This window comes from Gordonia marina, from assembly GCF_052036135.1.
In the GTDB taxonomy this organism is placed as follows: Bacteria; Actinomycetota; Actinomycetes; order Mycobacteriales; family Mycobacteriaceae; genus Gordonia.
This window is the reverse complement of sequence record NZ_JBPSDN010000041.1, coordinates 1-18,477: the sequence shown is the minus strand read 5'-3', so window position 1 is coordinate 18,477 and position 18,477 is coordinate 1. Positions and strand designations below refer to the sequence as shown.

Sequence of the window (18,477 nt, the reverse complement as noted above, 5' to 3'; positions counted from 1 at the left end):
CGACCGACGTCGCCGTCGAGACCACTCACCCGTCCGTGCCGAATCCGGGTAGCGTGACTTGAAACAAAATGTGAATCGAGTGTCTAGCGCGGCGAGCGGCCGCGAGTGAGGGCCACACGAATGCCGAATCTCGGAGCGATCCGCGAACAGCTGTCAGACACCTTCGGTGCCATCCAGACGTTGCGGAGGGCCGGGATCCTCCGACTCGGCGACCCCGGGCGCCTGGCGAAGACGATCAAGAACAACAAGCGCGTCGGACCGGCCGCGGCGGTGCTCGAGCACAACGCCGCGGACATGCCCGACCTCCCGGCGATCAGTGACGAGCGCGGCACGCTGTCCTGGCGAGAGTTCGACCGGCAGGTCAACGCGCTGGCGAATCGTCTCCTCGACAGCGGCCTCGGGCCCGGATCGGTGATCGGGATCATCGCGCGCGACCACCGGGCCCTCCCGATGGCACTGTGCGCCACCGGCCGCGCCGGAATCCGTCTGGCACTGATGAACACCGGCTTCGGGACCACCCAGTTCGCCGAGGTCGCCGAGCGCGAACACATCGAGGCGATGCTGTACGACGAGGAGTTCAGCCACCTCGCCGACACCCTGCCCGGCGACCTGCCGCGGATCGTCACCTGGGTCGAGGGCGAGCGGCCGATCCGCGGGGACATCCCCACCCTCGACGAGGTGGTCGCGTCCGGCCGGACCGCGATGCCGCCGGCCCCAGACGCGTGGGCCGGCATGGTCATCCTGACCAGCGGCACCACCGGGCTGCCGAAGGGCGCGGGCCGCTCCACCTTCTCGCCGTTCGCGAGTGCATTGATCGTCGACCGGATCGCGCTTCCGCAGCGTGGCTCCATCGTGATCGTGTCGCCGGTCTTCCACGCCACCGGCTTCGCGCTGTGGGGAGTCGGCCTGGCGATGGGCAACGAGACGGTGCTGATGCGCCGCTTCGACGCGGAGAAGACGCTCGCGGCGCTCGCCGAACACCGGTCGCAGGCCCTTGTCGCGGTGCCGACCATGCTGCACCGGATGGTGGCTCTCGGCCCCGAGGTGATCGCCCGGTACGACCTGAGCAACCTGAAGTCCATCGTCGTCGCCGGTTCGGCCCTGTCCCCCGCGCTGTGCGCCCAGGTTCAGCAGGCGTTCGGCGACGTCCTCTACAACCTCTACGGCTCCACCGAGGTCGGTGTCGCCTCGGTGGCGCAGCCCGCCGAGCTGCGGCAGGCTCCCGGCACCATCGGCAAGCCGCCGGTCACCAGCCACCTCGCCCTGTTCGACGACGACGGCAACCGTATCCGGGAGCGAAACACCAAGGGCCGGTTGTTCGCCCGCACCGGCGCCCCGTTCGAGGGCTACACCGACGGCCGGAACAAGGACTTCATCGACGGCTACATGTCCAGCGGCGACATGGCCTACGTCGATGAGAACGACCTGTGGTTTATCGCCGGGCGCGACGACGACATGATCGTCTCCGGCGGCGAGAACGTCTACCCGCAGGAGGTGGAGAACCTGCTCGCCGAGCACCCCGGCGTCGACGACATCGCGGTGATCGGCGTCGACGACGCCGAATACGGCACCCGGCTGCGCGCCTTCGTGGTGGCCGCCGAGGGCACCACTCCGGACGCCGACGAACTCCGCGCCCACGTCAAGGCGCACCTCGCCCGCTACAAGGTCCCCCGCGACGTGGTCTTCGTCGAGGAACTTCCCCGCAACCCCACCGGGAAGCTGGTCCGCCGCCTGCTGCCGACCGGCCCTCTCGACGACTGACCCCCGGTCACCCCCGGCCGGCCGGGCTGACCGGAAAGAGCGCAGCGACCGCGGTCGCGCCGAAGCCCCGGCCACGCACCATCGCCCGACCGGCCGTCCCCGCCAGCCGAGCCGAAGGAACGCGACGCCCAACGCCGCATCAAGGCTCCCGGTCACGCACACCATCCCCGACCGAGCCGTCCCCGCCGACCGAGCCGACCCGAAGAAACGCAACGACCAACGCCGCATCAAAGCCCCCGGCCACGCACACCATCCCCGACCGGCCGTCCCCGCCGACCGAGCCGACCCGAAGGAACGCAACGACCAACGCCGCATCAAAGCCCCCGGCCACGCACACCATCCCCGACCGGCCGTCCCCTCCGGTCGAGACGACCGAAGGAACGCAACGACCAACGCCGCATCAAAGCCCCCGGCCACGCACGCCTTCCCCGACCGGCCGTCCCCTCCGGTCGAGACGACCGAAGGAATGCAACGACGAAAGCCACGTCGAAGCCCCCGGTCACGCACACCATCGCCCGACTCAGCCGTCCCCGCCGGCTGAGCCGACCGGAGGAGCGCAGCGACGAAGGTCGAGTCGAAGCCACACCCCGTATCTCGGCGCCCGGCCGGGCCGATGGTCCCGAGCTCGGCCGGTCACCCGGTCCCGGGCCGGAATGCCGGTTACCGTCGGATCATGGGATCGTCCAGCACCCCGATCGCGGTACCGGCACCGCGGCCGGTGGCCCGGCGCCCGGAAGCGCGCCCACCGCGGCCGTCGAACGTCACGCTGAAGGTGACCATGGCCGTCACCGGCACGGTGTTCGCGCTGTTCGTCCTGGTCCACATGATCGGAAACCTGAAGGTCTACACCGGCGCCGCGCATTTCGACGCGTACGCGCACTGGCTGCGCACCCTCGCCGAACCGCTGCTGCCCTACGAAGGAGCGCTCTGGATCTTCCGCGTGGTCCTGCTTCTCTGTCTGGCGGCGCACATCGGGGCGTCTCTGGTGCTGATCGGCCGCGCTCATCGCGCGAAGGGCCGGTTCCGCCGCCGAGGCATGGGCTGGCGCAGACTGCCCGCCACTGGAATGCCGGTCACCGGGCTGGTGCTGCTGATCTTCGTGGTCGTGCACATTCTCGACCTCACGACCGGGACGAAACCCGTTGCGGCGCAAGGCTTCGAGTCGGCCACCGAGCAGACCTCACCCGCCTATCACAACCTGGTGGAGAGCCTTCAGCGCTGGCCGATGGCACTCTTCTACCTGGCCGTCATGCTGCTGCTCGGGCTGCATCTGGTGCACGGGCTGTGGACGCTGGCCACCGATTTCGGCGTCACCGGGCGGCGCACCCGCCGGGTCTGGGCGCTGGCCGGGATGGCCTTCGCCGCGGCGGTGATGCTGGGCAACGCCAGTATCCCGATCGCCGTGCTGGCCGGCGGGGTGGGCTGACATGGACCTGTCCGGCAACGTGCCCGCCGGCGACCCGGCCACCGCGTGGCGCCGGCGCTGCGACGACTACCGACTGGTGGGCCCGGGCAATCGCCGCCGGCTCGAGGTGATCGTCGTCGGCACCGGGCTGGCCGGTGCCGGGTGCGCGGCCGCCCTGGGCGAACTCGGCTTTCGGGTGCACGCCTTCACCTTTCACGACGCGCCACGTCGCGCTCACAGCGTCGCGGCGCAGGGCGGGATCAACGCCGCCCGCGCCCGCACGGTCGACGGTGACTCGATCCGGCGGTTCGTCACCGACACCGTGAAGGGCGGCGACTTCCGCGGCCGCGAGGCCGACGCCTTCCGGCTCGCCGAGGAGTCGGCCCGGGTGATCGACCATCTCAACGCTCTCGGCGCGCCCTTCGCCCGCGAATACGGCGGCCCGCTGTCCACCCGCAGTTTCGGCGGCGTGCAGGTCTCGCGGACCTACTACACGCGCGGCCAGACCGGGCAGCAGTTGCAGATCGCCGCCTCGCAGGCGCTGCTGCGGCAGGTCGCCGCGGGCACCGTCACGCTGCACACCCGTCAGGAGATGCTCGACCTGATCGTCGCCGACGGCCGGGCGCAGGGCATCGTCGTGCGCGATCTGGTGACAGGCGAGATCGGCGCGCGGACCGCGCACGCCGTGGTGCTCGCCACCGGCGGCTACGGCACGGTGTTTTACCAGTCGACGCTCGCCCGCAACTCGAACGCGACCGCCGCCTGGCGGGCTCATCGGCGCGGGGCGTACCTGGCGTCGCCGTCGTTCGTGCAGTTCCACCCGACCGCCCTGCCGGTCAGCGCGCCGTGGCAGTCCAAGACCACGCTGATGAGCGAGTCGCTGCGCAACGACGGCCGGATCTGGGTGCCGGCCGCCGCGGGCGACACCCGACCGCCCGGCCAGATCCCCGAAGCCGAGCGCGACTACTACCTGGAGCGCAAGTATCCGGCCTTCGGCAACCTCACCCCGCGCGACGTCGCCTCGCGGGCGGCCCGCGAGCAGATCGACGGCGGGCACGGCGTCGGCCCGCTCCGCAACAGCGTCTACCTCGACTTCGCCGACGCGCTGAGCCGCCTCGGCCGGCCGGTGATCGCCGAGCGCTACGGCAACCTCTTCGACATGTACCGGTCGGCCACCGGCGAGGACCCGTACTCCACGCCCATGCGGATCGCGCCCGCCGCGCACTTCACGATGGGCGGCCTCTGGTCGGACTTCAATCAGATGACTTCTGTCCCAGGGCTTTTCGTCGGGGGCGAGGCCGGCTGGGGCTACCACGGGGCCAACCGGCTGGGCGCCAACTCGCTGTTGTCGGCATGCGTCGACGGCTGGTTCACGTTGCCGCGATCGGTGCCGGACTTCCTCGCCGGCCTGCTCGGCACGCCGGTGCTGAGCCAGGACGACGACGCCGTGCGCGCCACCGCGGCCGACGTCCGCGCGCGCATCGACCGTCTCACCTCGATCGGCGGCACCACCGGACCGATCGCCTTCCATCGCGAACTGGGCGCGATCCTCTACGCGGGGTGCGGCGTCACTCGCACCGCGGCCTCGCTGACCACCGCGATCGAGGCGATCGACGAGCTGTCCGCGCGCTTCTGGTCTAATCTGCGCGTCACCGGCGGAACGGCCGAGTTCAACCAGGAACTCGAGCGGGCCGGACGGGTCGCGGACTTCCTCGAACTCGCGCGTCTGATGTGTGTCGACGCACTCGACCGCGACGAGTCGTGCGGAGCACATTTCCGTGCCGAGCACCAGACCCCGGACGGCGAGGCGCTGCGCGACGACGACGAGTGGGCCTTCGTCTCGGCCTGGGAGTCCACCGCCGCCGGTGGCCTCGTCCGGCATCGCGAACCGCTCGAATTCCGCTGTGTACCACTGCAAACGCGGAACTACCGATAGGCCCCCATGGACGAGCAACTCACCCTCGAAGTCTGGCGCCAGCCCGGCGGCGACGCGCCGGGCGCCTTCGTGACCTACCTGGTCGACGGGGTGCGTCCGGAGATGTCCCTGCTGGAGGTGCTCGATCTGCTCAATGAGCAGTTGGTCGACTCGGGCACCGAGCCGATCGTCTTCGACTCCGACTGCCGCGAGGGCATCTGCGGCGCCTGCGGGATCACGGTGAACGGCCGCCCGCACGGCCCGGTGCCCAACACGCCGTCGTGCATGCAGCACCTGTGGCAGTTCCCCGAAGACTCTCACCTGCGGCTGGAACCCCTGCGCGCCAACGCCTTTCCCGTGGTGCACGACCTCGCCGTCGATCGTTCCGCCCTGGATCGGGTGATCGAGGCGGGCGGCCACGTCGATGTGCGCACCGGCCAGGCCGCCGATGCCGACACCGGCCTCATTCCGCACGACGTGGCCGAGGAGGCGCTCGACTTCGCCGCCTGTATCGGCTGCGGGGCATGCGTCGCCGCGTGCCCGAACGGTGCCGCGCATCTGTTCGCGGGCGCCAAGCTGCTGCACTTGTCGATGCTGACCTACGGGAAGCAGGAGCGCTCCCGGCGAGCCCGCGCGATCACCGGACAGCTCGACGACGACTTCGGCCCCTGCTCCACTTTCGGCGAATGCGCCCAGGTCTGCCCCGCGGACATCGATCTGGCCGCCGTCGCCGCGGTGAACCGCGAGGCGATGCGCGCGGCCTTCCGTCGCTGACGCGGCGACCTGACCGGCGAGTAAGATCGCCTCATGTCTGCTGACTCGCCCACCTACGCGCTGCGCAAGCGCCTCCCGTCGAACCTGCTGGGAAACACCCTGTTCTCCCTCGGGATGGTCGCCAAGGTGCCGTATTTCGGCACGGTGCTGCCGCTGGTCCAGGAGATGCGGCCCGGCTACTGCCGGGTGACCAGCCCCAACTGGTTCGGTGTCCACAACCACATCGGCACCTTCCATGCGATCGCCGCCTGCAATCTCGCCGAGGCGGCCATGGGCATGCTGATGGAGGCCACCACTCCGACGTCGCACCGCTGGATCCCCAAGGCGATGCAGGTGCAGTACCTGGCGAAGGCGAAGACCCGGCTGACCGCGCATGCCGAACTCGCCGAGCCGATCGACTTCGCCACCATCACCGACGGCACGGACGTGACGGTGTCGGTTCGCGTCTGCGACACCGCCGGCACCGAGGTGGTCCACGCCGAGATCACCACGTGGGTCACCGCGGCGGAGTCGTGAATCCCATCCGCACCGCTCTGGCCGCGGCCCTGCTCGCCACGGCGCTCTTGGCCTCGGGGTGCGGCGACAACGCTCGCCAGCAGGCGAAAGACCTCCCCGCACCGGCCGCCTCGGGCACGACGACCTCTGCTGCGGCGGGGCCGTGGCAATCCGCCATCGACTCCACGCCGGCGCCCGCGCCGGGAACCGCACCGCAGGCGAACCTGTCGGAGCCGTTCCGCATCAGTGCGGCACCCGCCGGCGCCACTCCGCGTGCCGTCGTCACGCTGATCCTCGATCCGGCCTGCCCCGCCTGCCGCGCGTTCGATCGGATCGCCGGACCGGTACTGGCGAGCTATACCTCCGATCCGCAGGTCGCCGTCGACTATCGGGTGATCTCCTTCCTCGACCGTGCCGGCCCGGACCGGTACTCGTCGCGCGCCGCGAACGCCCTCTACTGCGCGTGGGCCGATGCCGCGCTGGCGGGCAAGACCGGGGCGTGGCGCGCCTATCTGGAGCGGCTGTTCGAAGCGCAGCCCGCCGAGGGCGGCGCCGGGCTGCCGGACTCCCGCCTGGCCGCGCTCGGCGACGGCCAGTTCCCGGGCCTGTCCGAGTGCGTCGCCGGAGAAGCCCACGGTGCGCAGGTGACCGCGAACACTCGCGCGGTACTGGCGGACAAGTCGTTCAAGGGCACCCCGACCGTGCTGATCAACGGCACCGAGTTCTCCGTCAGCGGTGCCGAGGACCTGCGGGGTGCCATAGACGCCGCCAAGGGCTGAGGACCCTATCGTCGTCTCAGGAACGCCCAGTAGGGTTGTCCCCGACCTGCCCTGATTCGTCGGGGCGTATCCGCGCTGAAGGACATTGACGTGAGTTCCAACCGGGTTATCGACCCTCGGGCCGCCGAGCGGCGCCGCTCCATCCTGATCATGATCGTCGCGACCATCGTGCTCATCGCCGTCGCCGTGGGCGTCATCTTCTGGGCCACCAGCGGCCACAAGAAGCAGGGAGACGGCGCCGATCCGCTGAACCTCGGCAACGCGACGCCGACCGTCCTGACCGACGGTGCGATCCGGTTCACCGGTGCCCCGGCGGGCACCACACCGAAGGTCGTGGTCTCGATCACCGAGGACTTCCAGTGCCCGGCGTGTAAGGCCTTCGAGACCGCTTTCGGCCCGACACTGGCCACGTATCACGACAACCCGCAGGTCGCGCTCGACTACACCACCATCAACATGCTCGACCGTTCGTCGAGCGGAACCCGCTACTCGACTCGCGCCGCGAACGCCGCTCTCTGCGTCGCCGAGACCACCGGCAAGGATCACGACTTCAGCAAATGGCTGGAGTTCCACAACCTGATGTTCGCCGATCAGCCCGCCGAGGGCGGCACGGGTCTGCCCAACAAGCAGATCCTCGCGATCGCCAAGCAGGCCGGTGTCGAGGGCATCGACAAGTGCGTGCGGGACATCGACTACGGCAACTGGATCGTCAAGAACTCCGAAAAGGTGATGAGCGAGCCCGGCTTCAGCGGCACTCCGAACGTGCGGATCAACGGCAAGGTCGTTGAGCTGAGCAGCCCCGAAGACCTGCAGAAGCAGATCGACGACGCCGTCAAGGCCGGATCGTGACCGCCGAATCCGGCACCTCCACACCGGATTCGGCGGTCGACGGTGTCCCCGACCTCGCGGACACCGTCGCCTCGGAGATCTCCGACGCATCGGCCGACGTGACCGACGATGCCGTCGGTCCGGCGGTGCACCCGCTGCTGGCGCGGCGGCCGATCGGCGTCGTCACGTCGTGGGTGATGCTGGTCTGCGGTGTCCTCGGCATGGCAGCGTCGGCGACGCTCACCATCGAGCGCATCGATCTGCTGATCAACCCGGCGAATACGCCGTCGTGCAACTTCAGCCCGATCCTGTCGTGCGGTTCGGTGATGGTGACCGAGCAGGCGCGGTTCTTCGGTTTCCCCAACCCGCTGCTCGGCATGCCGGCGTTCGCGGTCATCCTGACCACCGCGGTGCTCTCGGTCGGCCGCGTCCAGCTGCCGCGCTGGTACTGGATCGGCCAGACCCTCGGCCTGTCCATCGGGTTCGTCTTCGTCAACTACCTGGCGTTCCAGAGCATCTACCGCATCAACGCGCTCTGCCCGTACTGCATGGTGGTGTGGACCATCACCCCGATCCTGCTGAACCTCAGCCTTTCCCGCGCCCTCGGCGACGGCCCGCGCAGCCGCCTGGCCCGCGACCTGAGCTGGATGCTGCTGATCGTCTGGTACGCGATCGTGATCGTCTGTGGGGGACAACGCTTCTGGGACTACTGGGTCACGCTGTTCTGATCCCTCTTGCTTTTCGGACGCGGCCGCGGAGGATGTCCTTCCTCCGCGGCCCCTCGGCACTAGCGATCGCACCGATCACGAGAGCGGGCTGCGGAGGGCTCGAAAGAACATCCTCTGCGGCCGCTCCTAGCGGAGAGTTCCGCGATCCGGCAGGCGATTGTCGTCGACGTTCGAGGCGGCCCGGACGACTGCATCGTTCCGAGGGTTCTGCACGCTCCGCTGACCAGGGCCGCCGATGCCGGTCGCGGTCTCCTCGGCGGAGTTTGGTGGTCGAGCGGAGCCGAGACCTCGATCCACATCTCCACTGAGGCCACACATCCACCGTCAAACCGAGACTCCCCCATGACGGTCGAGCGGAGTGGAACCACAACCCACCGACCCGGCCGTCGCCCCAGCAGGGACCAGCCGGGACTCAAACCGGGCCACCGCACGGACGGTCTTCGACACCGGTTCTCTCGTCGCCGGGCTCAGCCTGCTGCCGGAGCACTCCTCGAGACGACCGGCCGGCGTCGCGGGCTATTCGATGGCGCCGCCGATGACCCAGCCCAGCATCGCGATCGTCGCGTGCGGGCCGCTGGCCAGGCCCGGCGGGAGAACCGAACCGTCGACGACCCGCAGGCCGGCGACACCGGGCACACCACCCAGGGGATCGACCAGCACACCCAGCGGGAGGGTGCCCGAGGCGTGCTGGGACATCCCCACCACCGGGTCCACCTCTACCGAACCGGGAACCACCAACTCGCCGAACTCCGGCGACGACAGCATCTCGGACACGACCGACACCCAGCGCTCCATCCGGGCCAGCGATGCCGCGTCCGGCGCGCCCAGATCGAGACGGCCGTCCCGCCACGATCCGGCCGCCGCGTGCGCCAGATCGGTCACCCCTACGGGAATCCCCCGCGAGGGCACTCCGTCGATGAAGCTCGCGAAATCGTCACCGTAGCAACGAATCTCGATTCCATCGTCGGCGTGAACCACCGACTGCAGCAGCGCGGGCGCCGATACCGGGTGCCGCGGCGCGAAGCGCACGATCCGCTCGGCATGTTCTTGCGGCACCAGCGAATCCAGCCCCAGCCCGGCGAGCACACCGCTGCGTGCCAGCAGCGCCGCCGTCCCGAGCGTCCCCGCGGACAGGATCACCGCCCCCGCGGTGACCACGTCCGCGCCGATCCGGACTCCGGTGACCCGGCCCCCGCGCACCAGTACCTCATCAACCGGCGCCTCCCCGGCAAGACTCAGCGTGGCCGGCGCCCTCCCCTCCGCGGATGCCAGCGCCTCGGCGGTCGTGACCCGCCGGCCGTCACGCCGGTTACTCCGCACCCGAAGCAGTCCCGGCCGCGCCCACTCGGCCGCCGTCCCCGATTCCCCCGTGGCGTGCTGTTCCGTGGTCGCCGGACGACCATCGGGCAGCAGGCGAGCGCCCGCGTCCGCCGACCAGTACTCCTCGAAGGTTCGCGGTACGTCGCCGAGCTCGTCATCGGCGAACTCCGACACCCCCAGCAGTTCCTCGACCGCGCGATAGCCCGCACCGAGACGCTCCGGCGTCCACCACTGCGGCCAGTCGGCGAAGTCCGCGAGGTGCGGACGCAGGAAGTATCCGCCGTTGATCGCCGATGACCCGCCCAGTCCGCGACCGCGGACCACCGGCCGCCCACCGGCCTCCGGGATCGCCGCGGCCCGCACCGGATCACCGAGCGGCAGACGGCGCAGCATCGTGGTCTCGGGACCGGGTGGTTCCACGGGGCCCCGCTCCACCAACAGCACCGAGCGGTCACCGCGCTCGGCCAGGCGGGCCGCCACCAGGGCGCCCGCCGTCCCAGCGCCCACGACCACGACGTCCGCGGACCGCGGCAACTCCGGACTCATCGCCGGTGACGGCCCTGGGCCGTGTGTCCGGAGTCTTCTCCGTAGGCATCGGCGGATCCGCTGGGCGGCCGGCAAGGCAGAGGAAGGAGGCATAGCGGCGCCATGCCGGCCGACGACGACGCCGCCAGGCGCTGCGCGGACCGCCGAGGACCGGAAAGAGACTCAGGAGACATGGCCTAGAGCCGCAGCATCGGTCGCAGCGCGCTCGGGCTGGCCTGCTTCACAACGCCCTGCCAGAGTCCGGTGCCATACGCCAGATCATCGAGCCGATGCATCAGGAGAAAGCCGACCGGCCCCATCGCCGGGGCCCGCGACTCCAGCAACTGGACCCGAACCCAGGTCGCGATGCCTTCGGCGATCGCCAACTGCCACACCAGATTCCGGAACCTCGACCAGAACAGCGAGACCACCAGCGTGACCGGCCAGTAGTGCCGCAGCAGAGCTTGCGCCGCCTGCAACAGGCCGAATGCGAGGCCACGGCCGACGAAACCGGCGGCCATCATCTCGCGGCCGGGCACGCCTTCCAGTGCGTTCCGGGTCCGGTAGATCGAGTGCAGGGCCAGGATCGCCGAGATCAGAAGACCGAGCCGAGTCCGCGTCAGCAGCCCGATCACGGCCGCCGCCATCGGCACGGTCGACATCACCGGCGCCGCCACCGGGCCGTGCCGCGCGGCCAGCTCGGCCGCCCCGGTGCCGTAGTAGCGGTGACGATCGAGCAGTTCCGACAGCGATTCCCGGTGGTCGTGACGCACCTTCGCCACCGGGTCGTAGTACACGCGCCAGCCGGCGTGCTGGGTGCGCCAGCAGAGATCCACGTCCTCGGCCACGCGCAGTGACTCGTCGAATCCGAGGAATCCCTCGCGCCGCACCACCATCGCCGCGCTCGGAACGTACGCGAGCGCCGTGCCGGACGCCACCATCGCTTCGCGGGGCCCCATGTCGAGCGACGAGTGCGCATTCGCGTAGCGCGAGACCACCGATCCGCCGGACGGACGGCGCCGTCCGACGATCCGCGGCGCCACGATCGCGACCTTCGGATCGGAGAAGTGCCCGAGCAGCATGGTGAGCCAGTCGCGGGTGGGTACGGTGTCGGAGTCCAAGAAAGCCACGAAATCGGTGGCGGCCGCGGCGAGACCTGCGTTGCGGGCGGCGGCCGGACCTCGGTTCTCCGGCAGCCGGATCAGCGTCAACCCCTCGCCCTCGGCGTGGATGGGCGTGGCCGAGCCGTCGTCGACCACGATCATCCTGGTCGCCCCGCGGGCCCGCAGCAGGGTGTCGATCCCGGCCTGGTTGTCACGCACCGGGATCACGATCGTCACCGAGTCGTGCGCGGGGCCGCCCATCGGTCTCGGCAGCCCGATGCCGGAGTCCAGGAGGGTGCGCGCCAGAGATCGAGTCGCCGGGTCGTGCACGGCGATCCGGCCGTCGGCGGAGGTCATCCCCAGGGCCGCGTCGGAGAGTTTCAGCACGCGGGTCGGCGATCCGCCGACCAGATAGCGCAGGTCGCGCCGACGCACACAGCTCTGGTCGATCTGTACCTGGAAGCCGTCGGGCAGCACGTCGGTCGCCGGCCCGGTGGCGGGCGCGCTCATCGGAGCCGTCCGGTCTGGTCCACGTGCCAGCCGAGCACCGCGGCGGACAACCGATCGGCCGCCGCCGACAGATCACGCTTCCCCGCCTCCGCGGTGGCGCCGGTCGGATCGCCGAGCACCCCGTTCGGGCTCACTCCGGCGACACCGTGCGCGCGAAGATCGTCCAGCAGTTCCCCGATCGGCCGCGTGTCGCCCGGCCGGGCGCGATCCATCCGCACCTGCGACGGCGAGATGTCAAGCAGCACAGAGGTTTCCGTGCGACCGGCGTGCGCGTCGGCGCCATCGAACATACAGGGGAACCAGGCCACGTCGCGCCCCTCGTCGCGGAGCCGGCCGACGGCCGACACCAGCGCGTGAGCGTTGCCGCCGTGGCCGTTGACGAAGACCAGGCGCGATGCCCAGCGGCATGCGCTGCGGCCGAACTCCAGCAGGAGCAGGGCGAGCGCCTCGGTGCCGATGGAGACCGTCCCCGGGAAGCCCTCGTGTTCGCCGGACGCCCCGTAGGGAACGGTCGGGGCGAGGAGGCAGGACGGCGCTCCCGGCTGTGCCGAGACGGCGACGAGTCCGCGCGCGGCGACCGCCTCGGCGATCTGCGAATCGGTGCCGAACGGCAGATGCGGACCGTGCTGCTCTGTCGAGCCCAGGGGAACCAGCAGGGTCGGCTCGTCCGCCGATGCCACGTCCGGCCACACCGATGAGGCGAGATGCCGCACTGACGAGTTCACCTGCCTGAGTGCCCCCGTCGCCGTTTCCATTGCGACGACTCTACCGACGCACGCCGTCGGGGTGAACCCTCCGCTCGGGATGATTCATCGAGCCTCGCGCCCGCCGAGCCCCTTGCGAACCAGGGACCACAGCCGTAGCCCAGATCACACTGTGCCATGCTGGAACTCGCCGATGGGATCCCCTCGTCGAGGGTCCCGCCATCGCCGTCCCCACCGAGGAGATCAGCACATGACCACGCCTTCGCGTCAGCCGTCCGGCCGCTCCGGCCCGCTCGCCGCCATCCGCGTCATCGAGTTCGCCGGGATCGGTCCCGGCCCGCACGCCGCGATGCTGCTCGCCGATCTCGGCGCCGACGTGGTCCGGGTGCAGCGACCGAATCAGCTGCCCGCCGAGGGCACCACGCCGGACGCGCTGCTGCGCGGCCGGCGCGTGGTGGAGGCCAATCTCAAGAACCCCGCCGACCGGGAGACCATCCTCAATCTGGTCGCCAAGGCCGACGTGGTGCTCGAGGGCTTCCGCCCCGGCGTGATGGAACGTCTCGGTTTCGGGCCCGATGACCTCGCCGCCGTCAACCCCTCCTTGATCTACGGTCGCATGACCGGATGGGGGCAGGACGGTCCGCGCGCCGAGCTCGCCGGGCACGACATGAACTACATCTCGCTGACCGGCATGCTGCACGCGATCGGCCGCACCGATGAGAAGCCCACTCCCCCTTTGAATCTGGTCGGCGATTTCGGCGGCGGCTCGATGTTCTTGGTGATCGGGATCCTGGCCGCACTCGTCGAGCGCAGCGTCTCCGGCAAGGGCGAGGTGATCGACGCCGCCATGGTCGACGGCGCCTCCGTGCTCGGCCAGATGATGTGGGCCTTCCGCGGCACCGGTATGTGGCAGGACAAGCGCGGCGTCAACTTCCTCGACACCGGCGCCCCCTTCTACGAGGTGTACGAGACCTCCGACGGCAAGTGGATGGCCGTCGGCTCCATCGAGCCGCAGTTCTACGCTCTGCTGCTCGAGGGTCTGGGGATCGACCCCGAGTCGCTGCCGCACCAGATCGATGCCTCCCGCTGGCCGGAGATGAAGGAGCGTTTCGCCGAGGTCTTCAAGACCAAGACCCGCGACGAGTGGACCGCGGTCTTCGACGGCACCGACGCCTGCGTGTCGCCGATTCTGGACTTCACCGAGGCCCCGAACGACCCGCACCTCGCCGCGCGCGGCACCCTGGTCGAGATCGACGGCGTGATGCAGGCGCAGGTGGCGCCGCGCTTCGCGCGCTCCGCCACCCGGACGCCGGAGCCCCCGACCCGGGTCGCCACCGATCCCGCCGCCCTCTGGAACGACTGACCTCCGGACAACCGGCCGGGGCGACCACGGTCGCGCGAAGTGCAGACGGCCGAGCATAACCCCTGACCGAGCGCCGGCTATGACGGCCGAGGTCTCGACTCCGCTCGACCCGCATCTCCGTCGAGATCAGCCCCCACGACCAGCGGGCGGTCTCGACTCCGCTCGGCTGGGGCATGACGCCATGCCCCAGCCGAGCCAGAGCACATGGGCGCTCGGGCGAAGCCGACGACAGCCGAGCCGAGACACCAACGCCCAGCCCCCACTGTCGAGCACCGTCTATGACGGTCGAGCGCTACCTACGACGGTCGGGGTCTCGACTCCGCTCGGCCCACGTCTCCGTCGAGACCCAGACCCCGTGACCTGCGGGTGGTCTCGACCGGCATGGGGCTCGATCGACATGAGCCCAACCGACACGACCCGGGCCGACCACGGAACTAGAACGTGTTACAGTTCCGGGCATGGGCAGGTTCGACGGGCAAGTGGTCTACATCAGCGGGATCGCGCGGGGGCAGGGGCGTAATCACGCCATTCGATTCGCGCGGGAGGGCGCCGCGGTCATCGGGATCGACGTGGCCGGACCCGTCGTCGACCACGCGACGTATCCGCCGGCCACCGAGGACGATCTCGCGGAGACCATCGCGCTCGTCGAGGCCGAGGGCGGCGAGATCCTCGCCCGCCGGGGAGACATCCGCGACCTGGCTTTCCAGGAGCAGCTCGCCGCGGACGGCGCGGCACGGTTCGGCCGTCTCGACCACGTGGTCGCGAACGCCGGGATCCTCACCTGGGGACTCGTCTGGGAGATGACCGAGGCGCAGTTCAGCGACGTCGTCGACGTCAATCTGGTCGGCACCTGGAAGACCCTCAAGGCCACCATCCCGCAGATGCTCGAGGCGCGCAACGGCGGGTCGATCACCATCATGTCGTCGGTCGCCGGGCTGAAGGCGATGCCCGTGCAGGCGTCGTACTCGGCGTCCAAGTTCGGCCTGCGCGGCCTCGCCCAGACCGCGGCGAAAGAGCTGGGCCCCAAGCACATTCGGGTCAACACCGTGCACCCGTACGCGGTCGACACCCCGATGGGACTGAACGACACGTCGGCCATGCAGGCGTTCCAGGACTGGGGCATGCACTTCCCCGCGCTGCTCCCGTATCACCCCGTCGCGGCGCTCGACGAACTCACCGACGCCGTCTTCTATCTCGCCTCGGCGCCCTCGGTGACCGGCGCCGAGTTCCAGATCGACATGGGCCACTCCAAGGTCTGACTTCCGCCCGAAGGGTGGCAGGCTAGGAGTCGTGCACGACCCGCTCGCCGCTCCCGGCATCCCGCCCAGGTCCGTCATGGTCGACGTGACCCTCGGCGTCGTGGTCGCCGCCGCGGCGGTCGTCGAATACCCGCGGACACCGGTCACGATCGCGGTCGGCGTCCTGGTGGCGGTCGCGGTCGCCTGCCGCCGGATCGCACCGTCGATCATGATGCCGCTCGCCCTGATCTCGGCGGCCCTGCAGGTCGGCTTCCTCCAGGTCGCCGTGATTCCGAGCCTGGCATACGCGCTGCTGTTCTTCGTCGCGGGCGGCTCGGCGCACCAGGCCGTGCGGCGGATCTCGCTCGCCGTGGCGATCGCCGGCTCCGCCGTCGCCGCCTGGACACTGATCCACCGCTCGGTGAGCGAGTTCGGCAACGACCCCGGCGTGCTCGACTTCGCGGCGGCCTACGCCGGCAGCGCCATCGTCGTCGTCGGCGGCTGGACGTACGGATTCACCCGGTACCAGCGCCGCACCGTCGAGGAGGCGCGCGTCGCCGAGACCATCGCCGAACTCGAGCGGCGCCGCCTGCTCGAGCTGTACGACGAGCAGGCCGAGCGCTCCCGCCTGGCGCGGGACATGCACGACGTCGTCGCGCACTCGCTCGCCGTGGTGATCGCGCAGGCCGAGGGCGCGCGCTTCGCGCTCGCGTCGTCGCCGGACGACGCGGCGGCCGCACTGGGGGTGATCGCCGGAACCGCGCGGGAAGCGCTCGGCGAGGTCCGGGGCGTCCTGCAGGAGTTGCGCAGCGGCGATACGGCGGCGCAGGCCACCGCGCACGACCGCACCCGGTTGTTCGAGCGGATGCGCGCCGCGGGCATGACCCTGGCTACCGAGCAACTGGGCGACCCCGCGAACGCCGATGCGGCCGTCGCGGCGACGGTCCACCGGATCCTCACCGAGGCGCTCACCAACGCCCTCAAACACGGCGATCTGAGTGAGCCGGTGATCGTGGTGGACGACTGGCGCGACGGGGCCGCGCTGACCGTGCGCAACGCCGTTCCCGCCGAGCCGCACCGCGCGATCGGCGCCGGTCACGGCATCCTCGGGATGACCGAGCGGGCGGCGACGGTCGGGGGCACCGTCCGCAGCGCAGCGGCCGGCGACCACTGGGTACTGGAACTGTCCGTGCCGACACCGAAAGGGCCCCGCCCATGATCCGCGTCGCGCTCGTCGACGACCAACCGCTCTTCCGCGACGGCATCGCCATGATCCTGGCGAGCCAGCCCGACATCGACGTGGTCGCCGAGCTCTCGAGCGCCCGCGACGTGCCCGCGATGGTCGATGAGGCAGGCCCCGACGTGATCCTGATGGACGTCCGCATGCCCGGCATCGACGGCATCACCGCGACCGCGGGCCTGGTCGCCGCCCGCGGCGACGGGGCCCCGAAGGTGCTGGTACTCACCACGTTCGATGACGACGACGCCGCCGCGTCGGCGATCGAGGCCGGTGCGAGCGGGTTCGTACTCAAGGACGCCCAGCCCGATTTCCTGCTGGCCGCGATCCGCGCGGTGGCCGACGGCAGCCAGGTGGTGGCAGCCTCGGCGACCCGGCGGCTGTTCGAGCAGACCCGCGTCCGGAGCGGCGGCCCCGGACCCGAATACGACGCGCTCACTCCCCGCGAACGGGAGATCCTGGTGCGCGCGGCCCAGGGGCTGTCCAACGCCGAGATCGCGGCCGCCGAGTATCTGTCCGAGGCGACGGTCAAGACGCACGTCTCCCGGATCCTGACCAAACTGAATCTCCGCGACCGCGTGCAGCTGGTGGTCTACGCATACGAACACGGCCTCGTCTGAGACGATCCGGCGAAGACCGGACCGCTCCGCGTACATCTCAAGGATGACCCGGGGTCCGTCCTGCGGATGAACGCAATTGCACATCGCGGCCGATGTGGCCGTTGATCAGCGGAAATACCGTGGAAACCATGCAAAACACCACATCAGGACGCTCCGCCGTCACGGTCCGCAACGTCTCCCGCGTCTACGGCGACGCCCGCAATCCCGTCCACGCGCTGCGCGATGTCAGCCTCGACCTGAACCGCCGGGAGTTCACCGCCGTCATGGGTCCCTCCGGCTCCGGGAAGTCGACCCTGATGAACGTGATCGCCGGCCTCGACGAGGTCTCCTCCGGCCAGATCTACGTCGGCGGCACGCCGATCGCCGGCCTGAACGACACCGGCCGGACCACACTTCGCCGCCATCACATCGGATTCGTCTTCCAGTCGTTCAATCTGGTGCCGACCCTCACCGCGGACGAGAACATCCGGTTGCCGTTCATCCTCGCCGGACGGACGATCGACGCGCAGACCCAGGCCTGGATCGCCCACCTCATCGGTGTCCTCGGTCTGCGAGACCGGCTCGACCACAAGCCGGCCGAGCTCTCCGGCGGTCAGCAGCAGCGGGTCGCGATCGCGCGCGCACTGGCCGGGCGGCCGACGATCATCCTCGCCGATGAGCCGACCGGCGCCCTGGACACCAGGACCAGTCGCGAGGTACTGGCACTGCTCACCACCGCCGCCCGCGAGTACGGACAGGGCATCGCCATGGTGACCCACGATCCGGTGGCGGCGTCGTACGCGGACCGCATCGTGGTCCTGGCCGACGGACGGGTGGCCGGCGAATACGGCAGGCTCGACCCGCGGCAGATCTCCGACCTGCTGATCAACCTGGAGGTCGCGGCATGAGGGCCACCAGCGCACGGCTGATCGTGGGCCGCCTCCGCGAGGTCTCGACCATCGGCGTGGTCAGCGCACTGTCGGCGGCATACGGGACCACCCTGTTCGGCGCGAGCGACATCCTGAAACGACTGTCCGCCTCGCGCGGCGGATCGGCCGGTGCCGCACTAGATGAGTGATTCCTGGGGTTAGTGGTCGTAGGCGGTGAGTGATCGGCGGATTTTGGCGGCGATGGTGTCGTTGTGCCAGATCGCTGCGGTCATGGCGAGGATGCGTTGGGCGATCCGGGTGCAG

The 18,477-nt window shown here is 70.3% G+C and carries 17 protein-coding genes and 1 pseudogene; 14 read left to right on the top strand and 4 right to left on the bottom strand.

The window, feature by feature from the left end; translation table 11 throughout:
- Positions 1–120: 120 nt before the first annotated feature.
- From ACSEEN_RS18725 to ACSEEN_RS18690, 8 genes are all read left to right on the top strand, one after another.
- Positions 121–1,761 carry an AMP-binding protein gene (locus ACSEEN_RS18725; protein WP_440714007.1) on the top strand — a complete coding sequence of 547 codons (1,641 nt, stop codon included), beginning with the start codon at positions 121–123 and terminating at the stop codon, positions 1,759–1,761.
- A gap of 673 nt (positions 1,762–2,434) precedes the next feature.
- Positions 2,435–3,187, top strand: a complete 753-nt coding sequence (locus tag ACSEEN_RS18720) for a succinate dehydrogenase cytochrome b subunit (RefSeq protein WP_440714006.1) — start codon at positions 2,435–2,437, stop codon at positions 3,185–3,187.
- A gap of 1 nt (position 3,188) precedes the next feature.
- Entirely contained in the window at positions 3,189–5,102 is a 1,914-nt protein-coding gene (locus tag ACSEEN_RS18715; RefSeq protein ID WP_298444629.1) for a fumarate reductase/succinate dehydrogenase flavoprotein subunit, read from the top strand.
- Positions 5,103–5,108: 6 nt separating this feature from the next.
- Entirely contained in the window at positions 5,109–5,855 is a 747-nt protein-coding gene (locus ACSEEN_RS18710; RefSeq protein WP_247864979.1) for a succinate dehydrogenase/fumarate reductase iron-sulfur subunit, read from the top strand.
- Positions 5,856–5,888: 33 nt separating this feature from the next.
- A complete protein-coding gene (locus ACSEEN_RS18705) occupies positions 5,889–6,371 on the top strand; it encodes a hotdog fold domain-containing protein (protein WP_247864980.1) in 483 nt (160 codons plus the stop codon).
- Entirely contained in the window at positions 6,368–7,129 is a 762-nt protein-coding gene (locus ACSEEN_RS18700) for a DsbA family protein (RefSeq protein ID WP_298444625.1), read from the top strand. Before ACSEEN_RS18705 ends, ACSEEN_RS18700 begins: the two co-directional genes overlap by 4 nt.
- Positions 7,130–7,219: 90 nt before the next feature.
- Positions 7,220–7,978, top strand: a complete 759-nt coding sequence (locus ACSEEN_RS18695; protein ID WP_247864982.1) for a DsbA family protein — start codon at positions 7,220–7,222, stop codon at positions 7,976–7,978.
- Positions 7,975–8,685, top strand: a complete 711-nt coding sequence (locus tag ACSEEN_RS18690) for a vitamin K epoxide reductase family protein (RefSeq protein ID WP_247864983.1) — start codon at positions 7,975–7,977, stop codon at positions 8,683–8,685. The genes ACSEEN_RS18695 and ACSEEN_RS18690 overlap by 4 nt, the downstream gene beginning before the upstream one ends.
- Positions 8,686–9,201: 516 nt before the next feature.
- Here the strand turns inward: ACSEEN_RS18690 and mftG are convergent.
- The 3 genes from mftG to mftE form a co-directional block, all read right to left on the bottom strand.
- Positions 9,202–10,539: a mycofactocin system GMC family oxidoreductase MftG gene (gene mftG / locus ACSEEN_RS18685; protein ID WP_440714005.1), complete on the bottom strand. Its 1,338-nt coding sequence runs from the start codon at positions 10,537–10,539 to the stop codon at positions 9,202–9,204.
- A 188-nt stretch (positions 10,540–10,727) separates the two neighbouring features.
- The gene (gene mftF, locus ACSEEN_RS18680) at positions 10,728–12,143 is read right to left on the bottom strand and encodes a mycofactocin biosynthesis glycosyltransferase MftF (RefSeq protein ID WP_298444618.1); all 1,416 of its coding nucleotides are present in this window, start codon (positions 12,141–12,143) and stop codon (positions 10,728–10,730) included.
- Complete coding sequence (gene mftE, locus ACSEEN_RS18675) at positions 12,140–12,898, bottom strand: mycofactocin biosynthesis peptidyl-dipeptidase MftE (RefSeq protein ID WP_247864986.1); 759 nt, start codon at positions 12,896–12,898, stop codon at positions 12,140–12,142. Before mftE ends, mftF begins: the two co-directional genes overlap by 4 nt.
- A gap of 199 nt (positions 12,899–13,097) precedes the next feature.
- Here mftE and ACSEEN_RS18670 point away from each other — a divergent pair, with 199 nt between their 5' ends.
- The 6 genes from ACSEEN_RS18670 (at position 13,098) to ACSEEN_RS18645 (ending at position 18,362) form a co-directional block, all read left to right on the top strand.
- Positions 13,098–14,210: a CaiB/BaiF CoA transferase family protein gene (locus ACSEEN_RS18670; protein WP_247864987.1), complete on the top strand. Its 1,113-nt coding sequence runs from the start codon at positions 13,098–13,100 to the stop codon at positions 14,208–14,210.
- 458 nt (positions 14,211–14,668) lie between these two features.
- Entirely contained in the window at positions 14,669–15,469 is an 801-nt protein-coding gene (locus ACSEEN_RS18665) for a mycofactocin-coupled SDR family oxidoreductase (protein ID WP_298441365.1), read from the top strand.
- A gap of 31 nt (positions 15,470–15,500) precedes the next feature.
- On the top strand, positions 15,501–16,667 hold the full coding sequence (locus ACSEEN_RS18660) for a sensor histidine kinase (RefSeq protein WP_247864989.1): 1,167 nt from the start codon (positions 15,501–15,503) through the stop codon (positions 16,665–16,667).
- Positions 16,664–17,305 carry a response regulator transcription factor gene (locus tag ACSEEN_RS18655; RefSeq protein WP_247864990.1) on the top strand — a complete coding sequence of 214 codons (642 nt, stop codon included), beginning with the start codon at positions 16,664–16,666 and terminating at the stop codon, positions 17,303–17,305. Before ACSEEN_RS18660 ends, ACSEEN_RS18655 begins: the two co-directional genes overlap by 4 nt.
- 128 nt (positions 17,306–17,433) lie before the next feature.
- Positions 17,434–18,192, top strand: coding sequence for an ABC transporter ATP-binding protein (locus tag ACSEEN_RS18650; RefSeq protein ID WP_247864991.1), 759 nt, complete (start codon positions 17,434–17,436; stop codon positions 18,190–18,192).
- Positions 18,189–18,362 carry a hypothetical protein gene (locus ACSEEN_RS18645; protein WP_440714004.1) on the top strand — a complete coding sequence of 58 codons (174 nt, stop codon included), beginning with the start codon at positions 18,189–18,191 and terminating at the stop codon, positions 18,360–18,362. The genes ACSEEN_RS18650 and ACSEEN_RS18645 overlap by 4 nt, the downstream gene beginning before the upstream one ends.
- A gap of 9 nt (positions 18,363–18,371) precedes the next feature.
- On the opposite strand, the pseudogene ACSEEN_RS18640 reads toward ACSEEN_RS18645, so the two are convergent.
- Positions 18,372–18,477 (bottom strand): annotated as a pseudogene (locus tag ACSEEN_RS18640) (IS982 family transposase); the annotation flags it as partial.